This is a genomic window from Silvibacterium dinghuense (genome assembly GCF_004123295.1).
GTDB lineage: Bacteria > Acidobacteriota > Terriglobia > Terriglobales > Acidobacteriaceae > Silvibacterium > Silvibacterium dinghuense.
On record NZ_SDMK01000001.1, the window covers coordinates 2,220,979 to 2,236,777 of the forward strand.

Annotated in this window: 14 protein-coding genes; 7 read left to right on the top strand and 7 right to left on the bottom strand. The window is 64.0% G+C overall.

Features of this window, described 5'->3' with window-relative positions; all coding sequences use genetic code 11:
• Positions 1-186 precede the first annotated feature (186 nt).
• Complete coding sequence (locus ESZ00_RS08795) at positions 187-1,596, top strand: RDD family protein (RefSeq protein ID WP_129207714.1); 1,410 nt, start codon at positions 187-189, stop codon at positions 1,594-1,596.
• 204 nt (positions 1,597-1,800) lie between these two features.
• Here ESZ00_RS08795 and ESZ00_RS08800 read toward each other — a convergent pair whose 3' ends face one another.
• Positions 1,801-2,721, bottom strand: coding sequence for an ROK family protein (locus ESZ00_RS08800; RefSeq protein WP_129207715.1), 921 nt, complete (start codon positions 2,719-2,721; stop codon positions 1,801-1,803).
• A 91-nt stretch (positions 2,722-2,812) separates the two neighbouring features.
• Positions 2,813-4,210, bottom strand: coding sequence for a Si-specific NAD(P)(+) transhydrogenase (sthA, locus tag ESZ00_RS08805; RefSeq protein ID WP_129207716.1), 1,398 nt, complete (start codon positions 4,208-4,210; stop codon positions 2,813-2,815).
• A gap of 257 nt (positions 4,211-4,467) precedes the next feature.
• Here sthA and ESZ00_RS08810 point away from each other — a divergent pair, with 257 nt between their 5' ends.
• Positions 4,468-5,157, top strand: coding sequence for a thiamine phosphate synthase (locus ESZ00_RS08810; protein WP_129207717.1), 690 nt, complete (start codon positions 4,468-4,470; stop codon positions 5,155-5,157).
• A 71-nt stretch (positions 5,158-5,228) separates the two neighbouring features.
• Positions 5,229-5,771, top strand: a complete 543-nt coding sequence (locus ESZ00_RS08815) for an acyl-CoA thioesterase (protein ID WP_129207718.1) — start codon at positions 5,229-5,231, stop codon at positions 5,769-5,771.
• 117 nt (positions 5,772-5,888) lie between these two features.
• Here ESZ00_RS08815 and ESZ00_RS08820 read toward each other — a convergent pair whose 3' ends face one another.
• Positions 5,889-6,470 (bottom strand): DJ-1/PfpI family protein, encoded by a 582-nt coding sequence (locus ESZ00_RS08820; protein WP_129207719.1) that lies wholly within the window; start codon positions 6,468-6,470, stop codon positions 5,889-5,891.
• 145 nt (positions 6,471-6,615) lie between these two features.
• Between ESZ00_RS08820 and ESZ00_RS08825 the strand changes: the two genes are divergently transcribed.
• Both ESZ00_RS08825 and ESZ00_RS08830 read left to right on the top strand, forming a co-directional pair.
• The gene (locus ESZ00_RS08825; protein ID WP_164981412.1) at positions 6,616-7,413 is read left to right on the top strand and encodes a MerR family transcriptional regulator; all 798 of its coding nucleotides are present in this window, start codon (positions 6,616-6,618) and stop codon (positions 7,411-7,413) included.
• Between the two features lie 111 nt (positions 7,414-7,524).
• Positions 7,525-8,034: an RDD family protein gene (locus ESZ00_RS08830; RefSeq protein ID WP_129207721.1), complete on the top strand. Its 510-nt coding sequence runs from the start codon at positions 7,525-7,527 to the stop codon at positions 8,032-8,034.
• Between the two features lie 111 nt (positions 8,035-8,145).
• Here ESZ00_RS08830 and ESZ00_RS08835 read toward each other — a convergent pair whose 3' ends face one another.
• Positions 8,146-10,947, bottom strand: a complete 2,802-nt coding sequence (locus ESZ00_RS08835; protein ID WP_229741057.1) for an ABC transporter permease — start codon at positions 10,945-10,947, stop codon at positions 8,146-8,148.
• Positions 10,944-11,249: a PadR family transcriptional regulator gene (locus ESZ00_RS08840; RefSeq protein ID WP_129208023.1), complete on the bottom strand. Its 306-nt coding sequence runs from the start codon at positions 11,247-11,249 to the stop codon at positions 10,944-10,946. The genes ESZ00_RS08835 and ESZ00_RS08840 overlap by 4 nt, the downstream gene beginning before the upstream one ends.
• Positions 11,250-12,307: 1,058 nt before the next feature.
• On the opposite strand from ESZ00_RS08840, the gene ESZ00_RS08845 reads away from it, so the two are divergent.
• A complete protein-coding gene (locus ESZ00_RS08845) occupies positions 12,308-13,438 on the top strand; it encodes a DEAD/DEAH box helicase (protein ID WP_229741058.1) in 1,131 nt (376 codons plus the stop codon).
• Positions 13,439-13,666: 228 nt separating this feature from the next.
• Here the strand turns inward: ESZ00_RS08845 and ESZ00_RS08850 are convergent, their stop codons facing one another.
• Positions 13,667-14,419 carry a septal ring lytic transglycosylase RlpA family protein gene (locus ESZ00_RS08850; RefSeq protein ID WP_129207723.1) on the bottom strand — a complete coding sequence of 251 codons (753 nt, stop codon included), beginning with the start codon at positions 14,417-14,419 and terminating at the stop codon, positions 13,667-13,669.
• 2 nt (positions 14,420-14,421) lie between these two features.
• A complete protein-coding gene (locus ESZ00_RS08855) occupies positions 14,422-14,664 on the bottom strand; it encodes a hypothetical protein (protein WP_129207724.1) in 243 nt (80 codons plus the stop codon).
• Positions 14,665-14,993: 329 nt separating this feature from the next.
• Between ESZ00_RS08855 and ESZ00_RS08860 the strand changes: the two genes are divergently transcribed.
• The gene (locus ESZ00_RS08860) at positions 14,994-15,710 is read left to right on the top strand and encodes a hypothetical protein (RefSeq protein ID WP_129207725.1); all 717 of its coding nucleotides are present in this window, start codon (positions 14,994-14,996) and stop codon (positions 15,708-15,710) included.
• Positions 15,711-15,799: the final 89 nt, after the last annotated feature.

A 15,799-nucleotide genomic window follows, 5' to 3' on the forward strand; every position in this document is an offset into this window, starting at 1 on the left:
CCGCTCTGGCTCGAAGTTTCGTTCTCTCGCCGACATTGGACTGCAACCAGTGAACCGTACTCGTGTCTCCAGCCTCGTTTCCTCTCTTTACCGATGCGCATCGCCACTTACAGCAGACGTGCTTACGCCGGGATTTGTCGCGGTCCAGGCAGCCGGATGCGGGACCGAAAGAAATGAGGAGGAACGTTGAGCGCTTCCACGAGCCCCATACAGACTGAGCCCGTGCTGGCATCCGTGCCGGACTGGAAACAGGAAGTCAATGCACGCTTGCAGGCACACCGTACGCGCCGGGTCCGTGACGAGGGCAGCAATCAGCCTCCACTGCCTGGCATGGAGACTTCGGCGGCCTCGCGCGCGGCGCGGGTAGCGGCCCGCGTTGCCGAGCGTTATTCCAAGGCTCCGACCTACAGCGAAATGCTGGCCGCCGAAGCCGCTGCCGCGGCTCGTGCTGCGGAGGCTGCCGCCGAGGCTGCACGCCAGGCACATACCGCCGCGCAGGCCATCCTCGCCGGGCTTGATCTCACGCCTGCCGAGTATGAAGCCTCGCATGCCGAGCTCCAGTGGCCGGCTGAGCCGGCGGAGATCGTTCAGATGCCGCTGCCCGAAGCGGCCTATAGCGCGCCGGCGGCCGCTGTGGATCACACTCCGGTCATGAGCCATGCCGTTCTGGATGAACCGGTGGTGAGCACCCCCATCGATTACCGTATCGATCCCGGCTCGCTGCCGCAGGCGCCGCAGGGCCCTGCCCGCGGCATGCAGAACCGCACCGTCGAGCCCTCGCGTCCACAGCGGACGGAAGACTATCCGACGCACATCGAAGATCCCTTTGCGGAGGCCTTTGTGGCCGATGCGCAGCCGCTGCCGGCCAAGCTCATCGAGTTTCCCCGTGAACTGGTGGCGACGCGCAAGGCGCGTCCACGGCTGGCCGAGGGGCCGCTGCGCGAAGAGGCCGAGCCCGAAGGTGCCCAGTTACGCATCTTTGAGGTCGAGCCGGAGAGCATCTCACATGAGGTGATGACCCAGGAAAGCGTGCAACAGACGCTGCCCGAGTGGCACTCCATCCAGCTCGATGCTCATCCGGAGCCGGAAGCGGAGCCGCGCCCGCTCGGCCGTCAACCGCGTACCGCTCCGGAAGCGCAGACTCGTGCCGGACAGGCGTATTCTGCCCTGATGGAGATGCTTCCCCTGCACGTTGCCCCGATGCAGGACCGGCTCATGGCGGCGCTGGTAGACCTGGCGCTGGTCTCGATTGCCTTTCTGCTCTTCGTGCTGGTGTTTGTGGCTTCGACGCCGCATCTGCCCGTGGGCAAGCCCGCCGTTGCAGCAGCCGGCGGTGTGCTGGTGGTCTTTTTCGTGATCTACCAGTGGCTGTTTTTCAGCTTTTCCGAGGGCACGCCGGGGATGCAGTACGCGAAGATCGCGCTCTGCACCTTCGAGGACGAGAACCCGACCCGCAAGGAGATGCGGGGCCGCATCGCGGCGCTGCTGCTCTCTGCGCTGCCGCTGGGCATGGGCTTTCTCTGGGCTGTGCTCGACGATGACCGGCTGACCTGGCACGACCGCATTACCCGGACCTACCAGCGCAGCTACCGGTAAGGCAGGGTGTGGGGTATAGGGTGTAGGGTGTAGAAAAAAACCGGGTGCCTTGCTCAGCTTTGCCTGAGCAAGGCACCCGGTTTTTTCTGTGCGGGGTTCTGTGTACCCCTCCCAGGCAACACCTGCCCGAGTGGGCCACCGTCGGGGTTCTGTCCGAGCCAGGTTTTTCTATACCCTACCCCCTACACCCTATACCCTGCTTTTCTAGCATCGGGTGCCGAGCAGGGCGACTGCGGCTGCTCCCACCACCGAGAGGGAAGGATCTTCGGGGAGCACCTCGAGCGTGTAGCTCTGGAGCGGGCTCATCTTGACCATGTCCCACAGGTGTTCTTTCACGCGCTTCAGGTCGAGGCGCTGGATGTCGCGCCCGGTGAAGTAGAAGCGGCCCGGGCCTTCGAGGTGAATCTGCGATGCCGTGGCCGCGGCCAGCGCCTGGTGCCACAGCTCCACAAATTCCTGACAGCGGCGGTCACCCTTGCGGGCGTGGGCGAAGATTTCGTCCGGCTCGAGGTCGAGGAAACGCAGCCGCATGGCGCGGTGGCCCATGATGCCTTCCAGGTGCCCCTTGCCGCCGCAGCCGCAGTAGTTTTCCTTCGGATCGAGGGTGACGACCGTGTGGCCGCCCTCCCACGGGCCTTCCGTGTAGGGGTAGCGGCCGAAGCCGATGCCGTTGCCGATGGTCCATACGCGCACATGGCGGTCGAGGTGCCCGCGCGTGGCGGCAAGGCCGGCGGCAACCGCGTCGGCGTCGTTCAGGATGGTGACAGGGCCGGTGATGCCGCGCGCTTCGATGCCGGCCTGCACCGCATCGGCGACATGCGCGCCTTTGAGCTGAGGAAGATTAGGAGAGTCTTCGATGATGCCGTTACGAATGATGCCGGGCATGGCTACGCCGACGGCGTTGAGGTTCTTATGTTCTCCGGCCAGCTGTGCGACGTGATCGCAGACCATCTCGCACAGCGAATCGGCGGGCATTTCGATGAGCACACCCATTTCGTCGAAGGTGTGTTCGCCAGCCCCGGTCGTCAGAGCTGGATATCGAAGCAGCTCGCCTATAACCTTGTGGTCCTCGATGAGGCCCGCGACGACGCGGTCGGTAATGGTGACGCCAACACTGATTGCCATATCGTCGCTCCTTTCTGAAAGAAGTTCCTACGATTTAGCAGCATTCTCCCCTGGCGCCGGGAACTGCGCCTGGGGAGACGTCAGGGCCCGGTTATTCCTGGAAGCGGGCAAGCCGGTTGATGCCGTTGAAAGCAGCCGCCTTGTAGCATTCCGCCAGAGTGGGATAGTTGAACACGGTATCGATGAAGTAGTCCACCGTACCATTGAGCGTCATCACCGCCTGGCCGATATGCACCAGCTCGGCCGCGCCTTCGCCGATGATGTGTACGCCCAGAATCTGCTTGTTCTCGCGGTGAAAGATGAGCTTGAGGCGGCCGGTGGTATCGCCTCGAATCTGGCCGCGGGCGATCTCACGGTAGTAGGCCACGCCCACCTCGTAGGGCACGTCCTCCTCGGTGAGCTGTTCCTCGGTCTTGCCGATGAAGGAGATCTCCGGGATGGTGTAGATGCCGTACGGATAGAAGCTGGGATTCGACTGCACGACCTCGTCGCCGAAGGCGCGCTCGACGGCGATGCGGCCCTGTTCCATCGAAACCGAGGCCAGGCTGGGGAAACCGATGACATCGCCGACGGCAAAGATGTTCGGCACCTTGGTGCGGAAGTCCTTGTCGACCGGGATGCGGCCGCGCGAGTCGGCTTCAATGCCGGCGGCGGAGAGGTTCAGCTCGTCGATATTGCCCTGGCGGCCGACCGCGTAGAGCAGGGCGTCGCCGGAGATGCGCTTCTTGCTTTCGAGATTGGCGACCACGGTACCGTCGGCCAGCTCTTCGACGCTCTCCACTTCTTCGTGCAGGCGCATGGTCACGCGGCTGTCGCGCAGATGGTAGCTGAGGGCTTCGATGATCTCCTGGTCGGCGAACTCGAGCAGGCGGGGACGCTTCTCGATCAGCGTCATGCGTACGCCGAGAGCGGCGAACATGCAGCAGTATTCGACGCCGATGACGCCGCCGCCCACCACGATCATGGTCTTGGGCAGCGTTTGCAGGTCGAGAATCTGGTCGCTGTTGATAATGGTGCGGCCATTGAGCGGCACCTTGGGCGTGCTGGCCGGCTTGGTGCCCACAGCGATGACGATCCGCTCGGCTTCATGAACGGTGGAGCCGTTCGTGCTGTCGACGCGGACATGCGTGGTGTCGACGAAGCTGGCCGTGCCGGTGAGCACATCGACGCCGTTGCGCGAGAGCTGCGCCTCGGTGACGTCCACCTCGGTCTTGATGACGTGTTGCACGCGGAAGGCAAGATCGCTCATGGTGATCTTTTCCTTCACGCGGTAATTCATGCCGTAGACGGAGCGATAGTTGTAGCCCGAGAGGTGCAGCACGGCCTCGCGCATGGTCTTGCTGGGGATGGTGCCGGTGTTGATGCACACCCCGCCCACCACGCTGCGCATTTCGACGAGCGCCACGCGTTTCCCCTTTTTAACCGCGGACACCGCGGCGCGCTGGCCCGAGGGGCCGGAACCGATTACCAGCAGATCGTAAGTAGCCATGTTCTCCGCATGCGGCGCGAACTCATGTACGCCTGTTCCATATGGGTGCAGGCGGCAATGCTTCCGCAGCCTGACGGGTCTGCCGCGCCAGCCATTCGTGGGCATGGGCGAGGAAAGGGAATTCAGGTCGGGGTCGGGCCCGAGTGGGGAATCGGTGTCCGCTCCGTGACCATGATACTGCCTCGTTCTTTGCATCGACGCAAAAGGTTGGAACCTGAGTTCCGATTGGATGGAGGAGGGCTTCTATAGTCAGGAGAATGCTTCTCTGTGCCATAACGGACCGCCGCATCTTCGCCGGAGACGAGGCCGCTCGCCGCCGTGCGCTGCTGGCCGCTGTACGCGGCTGGGCTGCGGGGGGAGTGGATGTTATCCAGCTGCGGGAAAAGGACCTGTCGCCGCGGGAATTGCTGGCGCTGGCCGCTGAGGTGGTGCAAGGGGTGCGTGCGGTGGGAAGCGAAACGCGGGTGCTGCTGAACGGTCCGGCGGAGATTGCCCTCGAGGCCGGCTGCGACGGCGTTCATCTGCCTGGTACCATCCCCAGTTCAGCCGCGGCGGCGGCGCGGGCGATCTTCCATCGCGCCGGGCGGCAGGCTTTTCTCGGCCGGTCCTGTCATGCGCCGGAGGAGGTTGCCGCGTCGGAGGCTGACCTGATCCTCTTTGCCCCGGTCTTTGAAAAGAGCCTCGCCCGCGAGGGTGGAGGCCGGCTGCCGGGCTCCGGGCTGGAGGCGTTGGCCGCCGCTGCAAAGGCTGCAGGTCTAGGATCAGGTCTAGGATCGGGTCTAGGATCAGGTCCGGGATCGGGTCTGGGATCGCCCGGTGCGCAGCCGGTGCTGGCTCTGGGCGGCGTTACGGTGGAGAATGCCCCGGCCTGCCTTGCCGCTGGCGCGGCGGGGATTGCAGCGATCCGGCTCTTTGCCGGCGAGGATTGGCGGCGGCTGCGTTCCTGATTGGAATTCCTGCCGGGGGTACCCATTGGCACAGGTTTGCCTGGATTCCGCTCTAAACTGAAATCGAATCCATGTCTCACTACAACAGCTTTATCCGTATTCCCGGCCTGGTCATTCGCCAGAAGCTCTGGCCGCATCCGCGCATGGGCGTGCTCGAGGCGGACGTGCTGCGCCTGCGTGTCTGGCCGCAGGATATCGACTTCAATTTCCATCTCAATAACGCCCGCTACCTGACCTTCATGGATTATGGGCGCACGCGTCTGATGGCCGCCACGGGGCTGCTGGTCCCCGCGGTGCGCGAGCACTGGACGCCGCTGGTCGGCTCGGTGTCGATCACCTATCGCCGCTCGCTCGGCTTCTGGGCGCCCTTCACGCTTTCGACGCGCCTGATGTGCTGGGACGAGAAGTGGATGTACATGGAGCAGGTTTTCGAGGGCAAGTCGGGCCTGGCGGCGATTGCCTGGGTGAAGGGGCTCTTCCGCAATGAGCAGGGCAACATTCCGCCGCAGCAGGCGATCGATCGCGTGGCTCCCGGCGTGGTGTCTCCGCCGATGTGGGAGCCGTTGCTGCAGTGGAATGAGCTGACGAAGGAAAAGCTGGCTTCGGGAGCATAGGACTGGCCGTCTAGGCCTTTCGCCTTCGGCTTCTGCCCCCTTTGGTCGGCACTTCGTGCAGTCTTGCGTCTTCCCACGTCTCAAAAGCGAGACGTGGGGCACCCGTGTTCGTGCCGCTTACAGTTCGATCTTCGTCCCCAGCAGGGCGAGGAACTGCGCGAGCCACTGCGGGTGCGCGGGCCAGGCGAAGCCGGTGACGAAGTTGCCGTCGGTGATGGCGCCGTCGGGCGGTGTTTCGACGTAGGTGGCCCCGGCGAGGCGCACCTCCGGCGCGCAGGCGGCGTAGGCCGAGATGCGCTTGCCGGTGATGACGCTTGCCGCGGCCAGCACCTGCGCCGCGTGGCAGATGGCGGCGATCGGCTTGTGCGCCTCGGCGAAGTGGCGCACGATGGCGATGACCCGCGGGTTCAGGCGGATGTACTCCGGAGCGCGGCCACCGGCGATCATCAGCGCGTCATAGTCGCTCTCGCGGACATCGGCGAAGGTCGCGTTCAACGTGAAGTGGTGGCCGGGCTTCTCGGTGTAGGTCTGGTCGCCCTCGAAGTCATGGATGGCGGTCTTGATGGTCTGGCCGGCCTTTTTGTCCGGGCAGACAGCGTGCACCGTGTGGCCCACGGTAAGCAGTGTCTGGAAGGGGACCATCACCTCGTAGTCCTCGGCGAAATCGCCGACGAGGAAGAGGATTTTTTTGGCAGCCATGGGGATTCTCCTTGAGGCCCGTACCGGGCATGCCTCTTCATCATAGGAGGCGCAGATTGCGGGAGAATGATTTTTGTCGCGACGGCTGCACATCGGGCTTGACCCTGCCCTTGCGTCAGGGGCGAGGATGTCTGTGGTGAGACCCATGAGCACCTTCCGCATCCAGCAGTTCGCAACGCTTGCCGGAGTTACGGTTCGGACCCTGCACCACTACGACCGGCTCGGGCTGCTTTCCCCGGCGCATCGTTCTGAGCGCGGCTACCGGCTTTACTGTCACGAGGATCTCGGTCGTCTGGAGCGAATTCTTGTGCTGCGGTACCTGGGCCTTTCGCTGCGCGAGATTGCCGCGCTGCTGAGCGCTCCGGCAGGCCATGGTTCTGGAAGCCCGGAGCCGCTGGCCGTCACTCTTCGGCGTCAGCAGGCGGCGCTGCGGCAGCGGCGCCATGGCCTGGATCGCGTCCTCGGCGCCATTGAGCACGCGCAGCGGCGCGCAAAGGAAGAAGTTGCGGAACCCGAATGGCTCCTCTACCAAACCATTCTCGAGGAGATACACATGCAGGAATCTACCGATTGGACGGAGAAGTACTACAGTCCGAAGGCCGCTGAGGTGCTTCGGGAGCGGCGCGCAGCGATGACGCCGGAACAGATGGCGGAAAACGGCAGGCGCTGGAAGGCGTTATTCGATGACATTCAGGGCGCGATCGACCGCAATGCGTCTCCGGACAGCGCCGAGGGCCGGATGCTGCTGGCGCGCTGGATGCGGCTGGCCGACGAGTTCACGCAAGGGGACCCGGAAATCGGCGAAGGCTGGCGGCGGATGTTCGAAGACGAGAGCCATTGGCCGAATGACGAGCGCGCAGCCCGGCTCAGGGAGACTATGCCAAAGCCGGAGTATTGGGCCTTCTTTCGCCAGGCGGTCCAGGCCTGCCTGCGGCACGGCTGATGCAGGCGAGCCGTCCTCGCAGGATGGAGGCGGCTCGCCTGTTTCGCTCTTCCTTCTAGCCGTGCAATTCGTGGCAAAAATCAGTGCTGGACGGGTTATCCTGCGTCCACTATGAACGCCAATGAGCAACGAGGGCGACGTTTTTATGCACATGAGAGCAGCCGGGTCCATGCGCTGCAGGGTGCTCCGCTGGCGCACTTCTGGCAGCGGGCGCTGGGTTTCTGGCTCGATCTGCTGATCGCCCTGTTGTTGTGGGCTCCGCTGGAGTATGGCTGGAAGCGCTTTGTTCTGCATGAGCCGCACATCGATTTGAACTGGGACTTTCACGAGAAGGGCAATGTCGCGGTGATGCTGCTGTACTGGGGCCTCTCGAACTACTTCGGCAACGGGCGCACGCCGGGCAAATGGGTGGCGCGGACACGCGCAGTCTCGCTCACCGGCGAGCGGCTCGGTCTCTGGCAGTCGATCGAGCGCGGTCTCGGTTACGGTGCGGCAGTGCTCGAGGGTGGTCTCGGATTCGCACAGTACTTCTGGGACAAAAACCGGATGTGCGCGCAGGACCGGCTGGCCGAAACCATCGTGGTCGACACGCGCAAATCTTCTCAAACGGAAGATGATTGAACAGGTTAAGTGTTTGTCTCCGCCGCTCAAAAAAGTGGGGTGGCAGCAAGCCACCCCATGCGCGCCGAAGGAGGCACCCGTCCGGCACAGGAAAGTGTTTGTGCGCCTGGATTACTCGCTGCGCAGCGCCTGCATGGGATCGACCGCGGCGGCGCGCCGTGCCGGGATCAGCGCCGCGGCCAGCGCCGTGAGTAGCAGTACGAGGCTCGCGCCGCCCAGGATCAGCGGATTCCACGGCACGATGCCGTAGAGCCGTCCGGCGAGAGCGCGTCCGGCGAGGATGGCCAGCGGCAGGCCGATGCCGATGCCGATGGCGGACTGTCCAAGTGCGGAGCGCAGCACCAGCCGCAGCAGCTGCATGCGGTTGGCGCCGAGAGCCATGCGCACGCCCATCTCGCCGGTGCGCTGCTGCACGCTGTAGGCCGTGACTCCGTAGAGCCCCACTGCGGCCAGGACGAGCGCGGCGAGTCCGAAGATCGAGGAGAGGACGAGGATCATACGTTGCTGCGCGAAGCCCTCGGCCATCGAGTCCTGGAACGATTCCACGGAGTACACAATGAGATCGGGATCGACTTCCGTGAGCGCACTGCGGAGCTGCTCTTCGAGTCCCGGCGATGCGTGCGGCGCGAGGATGGCAACGCCGTAAAGATCGTGCGACCACAGCTCGCGATTCTCGAGCTCGAACTCGGCAAACGTGGTGCCCTGCGCCTCGGGCAGGAAATAGCGCGGCTGGGTGGAGGGTCCTTCGGGGGTCAGGTCCGTGTGGAAGTCGGCGGCCACGCCGATGATCTCGTAGAGCCCCGCATAGTTGCCTGGGGAGGGACCAAAGTGCCGGCCTATCGGATTCTCATGCGGGAAGTAACGCCGTGCGAAGGCCTCGTTGATGACGGCAACCGGGCGTGAACCCTGATTGTCGTCGGCAGTGAAATCGCGGCCGGAGACGATGCGGTCATGAAAGAAGGCGAAGTAGCCGGGCATGACGCGGGTCCAGTAGGCGGTGTCGCTGTCTTCCGAGAGCGGCGCGGGATGGCCTGCGATGCGGATGTCGTGGCTCCAGTAGCCGACGTCCGGCGGAAAGCCGAGGCCTGCCGTGACATCGGCTACACCGGGGATGGCGCGCATGCGGGCTTCAATCTCGTTGAAGAGCGGGAGCAGGCGCTCCTGCGGGTAGTTCGAGAGCTTGGGGTCCATCGAGACCTGGTAGAGGCCGGCGGTGGGGAAGCCGAGGTCCCGGTGCTCCATGTTGCGCAGGCTTTGGCCCAGCAGTGCGGCCATGCTCACCAGTACCAGCGAGAGCGCGGTCTGCGCGAGCAGAAGCATTCTCTGCGTGCGGCCCGTGCCTCCGCCTGCAACGGTGCGCGTGCCGGTGCGGATGGCCTCAATCGGCTGGGTGCGTGAGGCCGACCATGCCGGCGCGATGCCGAAGATCAGGCCGGTGGCGACCGAGAGGCCCAGCGCGAAAAGCAGCACAGGGAGCGAGGGTGTGGGGTCGAACGGTGTCATGCTCGAGGCCGGAAAGGCGAGGTTCAGAATAAGCTTCGCTCCGGCCCACGCGACGGCCAGGCCGGCTCCGGCGCCGATGGCGCTGAGGACAAGACTTTCGACCAGCGCGCGCTGTGCGAGGCTGGCGCGAGAGGCCCCCAGCGCGGCACGGATGGCCGTCTGCGGACGATTGCGCAGGCCGCGAGCCAGCAGCAGGTTGGCGAGGTTCGCGCAGGCCACCAGCAGCACGCAGGCCGAGGCGGCGAACAGCAGGATGAGCCAGCTTCGATAGTCTGTGCTGTCGGGTGAGACGCCGCGCCCGCCGGGCATGAGGTGTACGGTCTGGCGCGGTTGCAGCGCCCGCTCTTCAGGCGTCATGTCGGTCAGGTGGCTGCCGAGCCATTGATGGAGCTGGGCCTGGATGCGGACTTCGAGTTGCGCATGATTGACTTCAGGCTTGAGGCGTCCGATGAGATCGAGCCAGCCGGTACGCGTGTCCTTGAGGCGCGATGTGGGACCGGCGATCAGCGGTTCGGTCGAGAGCGGGAGCCAGAAGTCGGGCATGATCTTGCTCTCCCACCGTGTGCCGAAGAAGCCGGGCGGCGCGATGCCGACGATGGTGAAGGCGTGGCCGTTGATGGTGAAGGCTGCGCCGACGACGGATGGATCGTAGCCATACTTCTGCTGCCAGGTGCGATAGCTCATGACCGCGGCGGGCGGCGCGCCCTCGTTGTCGTCCTGGTCATGGAAGAGGCGTCCGCGCCATGCCTGTACCCCGAGCGTGCGGAAGTAGTTGCCGGAGACGTACTGGCCGTTGCGCGGCTCGATGGGCTCGCGCGCACCGGCGTGGCGCACGGCCAGCTCGGCATTGCCCATGCCCACCTGGAAGGCGGCGAGATCGCTGAATTCAGGGTTGCGCTCGCGGAAAAACCGATAGGCCTCGTCGGAAAAGAAGTGCCATTCGCCCGGGGCATAGCGGGCCGAGTAGCAGCAGTCGTCCGAGCCGCCGATGGCCCAGAGCTGGCCCGGCTGGGGCACGGGCAGCGGCCGCAGCAGGGCCTGTTCGATGAGCGTGAAGACGGCGGTGGTGGCGCCGATGCCGAGTGCGATGGTGAGCACGGCGGCAAGGGTGAATCCGGGGGCGTGGCGCAGCTCGCGCAGCGCGTGGCGCAGGTCGCGGAGGAGGTTCTCGAACCACGGCACTCCAGACTCGGCGTGGTAGCTCTCGCGGATAGCTTCGGCGTGGCCGAAGTGGAGACGGGCCTGGCGGTGTGCTTCGTCGGGCGACATGCCTGAGGCCAGATTGGCCTCGGTCTCAAAGGCGAGGTGCGACTCCATCTCCTCGCGCAGACGCGCGTCGGTGTTCCTGCGCAGCAGGAGATTGCGCAGGCGTGCCCCCAGCCGTTTCAAGCCGCGGTGCAGAGGGCTCATGCGATCTCCCCGGCTTTTGCTGCGACAAAGCGGGCCATAATCTCCGAGGTCTGCTGCCAGCCATCGAGCTCGGCCTGGAGCTGTCTGCGGCCTGCCCTGGTGATTTCGTAGAAACGCGCGCGCCGGTTGTTTTCCGATGCGCCCCACTCGGATGCGATGGAGCCCTCCTGCTCGAGGCGCAGCAGCAGCGGATAGAGTGTGCCCTGGTTGAGCGCGAGGCGGTCGCCCGAGATCTGCTCAATGCGCCGCGCAATGCCGTAGCCATGCAGGGGGCCGAGGACATCGAGGGTTTTGAGGACCATCAGGGCAAGTGTTCCCTGCTGAACGTCAGAGCGGGAAGCGGCGGATCGGGAGGGTTTCGGCACGAACGCAGTCTCCTTTTGGTATCCAAAAGAAGTGTGTCACGTCTCCTTTTGGAAATCAACAGGGGACTGGCCGTCCAGGCGTTTCGCCTTCGGCCTCCGTTCCCTTTAGTCGGCACTTCGTGCGGTCTTTTGCCTTCGGCCTCCGCTCCCGTCGGTCGCGGCGCTGGCCGCGCGGGCATTGGGCTTCGCACGGCGCTCCCGTTGGTCGCGAACTGGAGGCGTTGGAAATGAGGCAGTGGAGGAGGAATCGGGTGCCCCACATCTCGAACTTCACGAGATGTGGGGCACCCGTCCTTACTTTTCCCGAAGTGTCTTTGCGGAACTTGGCGTTCTTTGCGTCTTGCCGCTGAAACAGGGATGCTGGATTCGGCGCGAATCCCTCTGTGCTCTCTGTGTCCTCTGTGGTGAAATGCTTTTCTGCTTGTCTTACTCACGCCCATTGCAAGCTAAAAAGGCTATGCGTTTTCGTGCTTGTTTTTCGCTGGCTCATGCGGATAGGAAACCAATAGCTGTGTTTCCCGTGTATCGATGGCCAAATGCTCTGGCATGACACAAAGGACGTAGCCGCCGCAGTGAGTGCAGCAGGGAATCCTGTTATACTGGGATCACGCTCAGTTGTTTGGCGTGTGAGTCGTTCTCGCCCTCATCCAGCAAGATCGCCTGGCAAATCGTTTCCAAGCCCCTCAGCGTAATGGCCGGTTTTGTATGACCTCCGGCCAGGCCGTCGCATGCAGTGTGTGGTTCCTGCAGGCATTGCGGCCGAAGACGCAGCGTTCGGAACAACGCCGAGGCCAGCGCTAGAGTAGCGCTCCCGCTTTCGCTATAGCCGGTTCCTTGAAACAGGAAACCAGCTCTATCCTTCCCGACGCATTCTATGTTTTTGCTTTCCGGCGGGTGTGTGCCTGCGTATGGAAAGCCAGCAGGCAGCGGCCGTCCGTGTGCGCCTATTCGGGCGCGGGATGAAATGTGGACAGCGCCGCGCGCTAAGGATCAAGTTGACTCAGTTTTCCGATTTTTCCATTTCGGCCGCGCTCAAGCAGCAGCTGGCCCATGCCAAGTTTGTGACCCCGACCCCGGTGCAGGCCGGTGCGATTCCTCCGGCCCTCGAAGGCCATGATGTTCTGGCCACCGCGGCCACCGGCACCGGCAAGACCCTGAGCTTCCTCATCCCGGTCATTGAGCGGATGCCCGCCGGCAAGACGCCTTCGGCGCTTGTTCTGCTGCCCACGCGCGAGCTGGCCATGCAGGTGCTCGAGCGCTACAAGCAGCTCACCCGTTCGAATCAGGGCGCGGCGCTGGTCGTCGGCGGCATGGCCGAAGGCCCGCAGCTCGAAGCTCTGCGCCGCGGCGCGCGCCTGATCGTGGCCACCCCGGGCCGTCTCGAAGACTATCTCCAGCGCAAGCTGGTGAACCTCTCGGGCGTGAAGATGCTGGTCCTCGACGAAGTGGACCGCATGCTGGATATGGGCTTCAAGCCGGCCATCAAGCGCATTGTCGGCGCGCTCTCAGCCGAGCGCCAGACGCTTTGCTACTCGGCCACGCTGAGCGGCCCGATCAAGGAAGTCGTCCGCGACTATCTCAAGAACCCGGTTCGCATCGAAATCGGTTCGACGATGAAGCCTTCCGATAACGTCGAGCTGCAGAGCTTCGAGGTTCCCGTCGAGAAGAAGCAGGAGCTGCTTGAGCATCTGCTGGATGCTCATGAGGGCAGCTTCCTGGTCTTCGTGCGCACCAAGCACGGTGCCGACCGTGTTGCCCGTCGCCTGGCGCGCAAGGGGCACTCGGCTACGCAGATCCACGGTGACCGTTCGCAGTCGCAGCGCAACACCGCGCTGCGCAGCTTTGCCGACGGCCGCAACCGCGTGCTGGTGGCGACCGATGTGGCCGCGCGCGGCATCGACGTGGCCGACGTGGCGCACGTGGTGAACTACGACATTCCGCGTGAGGCCGAGGACTTCGTGCACCGCATCGGCCGCACCGGCCGCGCTTCGGCGCGCGGTATGGCCTCGACCTTCGCCGCTCCTGACGAAGCACACCTGCTGCGCAAGATCGAGAAGACCCTGCGCATCTCGACCAAGCGTTTCAAGGTCAAGGCCAATGACGCGGCTGTTGCGGCTGCTGTGTAAGGCTGGGCAGTCAGGCGTAAGAACGGTCAGCAGTCAGCAGTCAGCGGCCAGCAGTCAGTCACAAAAACGGTCAGTGGGGGTGTTGCCCCTGCTGGCCGTTTTTGCTTTTGCTGGCCGCTTTTCTACTGGCCGTTCTTGTGCCTGACTGCTGGTCGCTTTTCAGCTGGCCGTTTTTGTGATTGGCTGCCTGTTGCTGACTCGCTGGCGGCGAAGCCGCGCTGACTCGCTCTAGTCCAGCCTTACGAGGTACGCCTGGCCTTCCTTCGGCTCGAGTTCGCGTTGGATCTCGTCGGCCTTCTGGCGGTCGTCGCCGGCGGGGCGGATGCGCACCCAGTGCCCGGTGGGCCCGGCGAACTCGATGACATTGGCTGTCTGGTATTTGTGCTGGAGATGTTCTTCGAGCTTGTTGGCGTCATGTTCGCTTTGGAATGCGCCGATCTGCACGCACCAGCGGCCGCCGGTGGCAATCGGTTTGGGTGCTTCGAGGACGTCGATGCGCACCTGCGCCAGGCCCGGGCGCCAGACTCCGATTGTCTTGGCTGCGCCGACCGAGAGATCGAGCACGCGGTTGGGCACGAAGGGACCGCGGTCGGTGACGCGCATGGTCGCGGTCTGGCCGGTGCTCACATTCGTGACCCGGATGAGCGAGCCCATGGGCAGGGTGCGGTGCGCGGCGGTGATGGCATCCTGGTCGAAGATCTCGCCGTTGGCGCCGCGGCGCTTGTTATAGGGTGGCCCATACCAGCTGGCCATGCCGACTTCGCTGTAGATCGGGTGCTCGGGAATGGTGGCCGAGGGCGATGCCGGGGCGCTGGCCATGCCGGTGGTATTCGCAGGCGGATAGCTCGGCTGTGAGCCGCTGACTGGCGGTGGCGGCGGTACATAGACGGCCTGCTGATGGTGGCCGCACCCGGCAAGCCAGAGTGTAGCGGCGGCTGCAGCGAGGGCTGCCAGCCGTTTCTGCAATGAGGAATGAATCATGCTCAGCGGGTACCGCCTTGAGGATTGCCGTGGCCTTGCTCCCAGCGGTCGGCCAGCGCGGAGAGTTTTTCGGAGGCGATGCGCATGGCCTTGAGCGAATTGCGGCGCACGTCGGGCACTACCTCGTCGTTGAGGTAGGCGATGATGCGCTTCAGCTCCTCCTCGATACGAGGCAGCGCATCATTTACTTTTTCATCAACCTTGCGGCCGAAGTTCTCGAAGCCGCGCTTCTTCTGGTCATCCATGGCCAATGCCGCCTCTCCGCGGATGGGTGCAGAGACAGTATCGGTAACTGCATGCGGCGAAATCAATGCGCGCGAGGCCTATGGTGCCGAAGGAGTTACCTCGCGGAGGTTGTATTGGATGCTCCTGCATCCTCTGGTGGTTGGCATACATCTTTCCGGGGAGATTCCTTGTCTAACCCCGAATGCAGCTGCCTCGGTTCTTTCAACATGTGGTGTTCCAGGAGGGGAAATGCCGTGTGGCCCATGGAAGCAATCCCCTGGATGAAACGTGGATGGAACGAAAAAATCACAGAACACTCACGAAGGCACGTTGTTTATCGGTATTTTTCATGATTTTTCTGGGCCCGCTGATGGCAGCAGCGCAGACGCAGCCTCAGAACTCCAATCCATTGCCTGACGCGCCCGTGCCGCCTCATGCCTCGGCTCCGGAGCTCACCTATGCGCAGAGTAAGTGGTATGGTGTGGTCGATCCGGGGCGGCCGTATCATCCGCTGCGCCCGAGCGAGAAGATGGTGTTCTGGCTGCATGAGGAAGTCAGCCCGGTGAGCCTGGTTCCTGCGTTCTTTTCCGCAGGATATGGGCAGCTGACCGGCGGCGATCCGAAGTTCGGCACCGATTCCGGGGCGTTCGGCGAGCGGCTGGGAGCGGCGGCGCTCAGGGAATCGAGCATGCGATTCTTCTCCGACAGCCTGATCCCTACCTTGACTCACACCGATCCGCGTTATTTCCGCATGGGCTCCGGAAGGCCGGGGAAGCGTGCCGAGTGGGCGGTCGAGCGGCTGGTGATCGACCAGGACGATAAGGGCAACCGCATTCCGAACTACTCGGATCTGGGCGGCCGGCTGGCGGCTTCGGCGCTGGCGATGACCTACTATCCCTCGGCGAGCGTAAATGCGGGCGTGGTCTTCAAGACCTGGGGCACGTCGCTGGCCGGCGCGGCAGCGAACAACCTCTTCATGGAATTCTGGCCAGATATCCGCGACGCGGCGTTCCATCACAACCGCAAATCGCGGCACTGGCAGCGTGCACATCCGGGCCAGGACTAGCCGTCCAGGCGACTGCGCCTTCGGCGCGTTCTTGCGGGCATCCCGGTGCATGGCGGACGTTACGCGCTTCCCCATTCAAGCCCTAAAAG

Bases quoted from the DNA above. Each gene is read 5' to 3' on its own strand.
- ESZ00_RS08800 (WP_129207715.1), bottom strand. From the start codon at position 2,721: ATGGCAATCAGTGTTGGCGTCACCATTACCGACCGCGTCGTCGCGGGC.
- sthA (WP_129207716.1), bottom strand. From the start codon at position 4,210: ATGGCTACTTACGATCTGCTGGTAATCGGTTCCGGCCCCTCGGGCCAG.
- ESZ00_RS08810 (WP_129207717.1), top strand. From the start codon at position 4,468: ATGCTTCTCTGTGCCATAACGGACCGCCGCATCTTCGCCGGAGACGAG.
- ESZ00_RS08815 (WP_129207718.1), top strand. From the start codon at position 5,229: ATGTCTCACTACAACAGCTTTATCCGTATTCCCGGCCTGGTCATTCGC.
- ESZ00_RS08820 (WP_129207719.1), bottom strand. From the start codon at position 6,470: ATGGCTGCCAAAAAAATCCTCTTCCTCGTCGGCGATTTCGCCGAGGAC.
- ESZ00_RS08825 (WP_164981412.1), top strand. From the start codon at position 6,616: ATGAGCACCTTCCGCATCCAGCAGTTCGCAACGCTTGCCGGAGTTACG.
- ESZ00_RS08830 (WP_129207721.1), top strand. From the start codon at position 7,525: ATGAACGCCAATGAGCAACGAGGGCGACGTTTTTATGCACATGAGAGC.
- ESZ00_RS08835 (WP_229741057.1), bottom strand. From the start codon at position 10,947: ATGAGCCCTCTGCACCGCGGCTTGAAACGGCTGGGGGCACGCCTGCGC.
- ESZ00_RS08840 (WP_129208023.1), bottom strand. From the start codon at position 11,249: ATGGTCCTCAAAACCCTCGATGTCCTCGGCCCCCTGCATGGCTACGGC.
- ESZ00_RS08850 (WP_129207723.1), bottom strand. From the start codon at position 14,419: ATGATTCATTCCTCATTGCAGAAACGGCTGGCAGCCCTCGCTGCAGCC.
- ESZ00_RS08855 (WP_129207724.1), bottom strand. From the start codon at position 14,664: ATGGATGACCAGAAGAAGCGCGGCTTCGAGAACTTCGGCCGCAAGGTT.
- ESZ00_RS08860 (WP_129207725.1), top strand. From the start codon at position 14,994: ATGATTTTTCTGGGCCCGCTGATGGCAGCAGCGCAGACGCAGCCTCAG.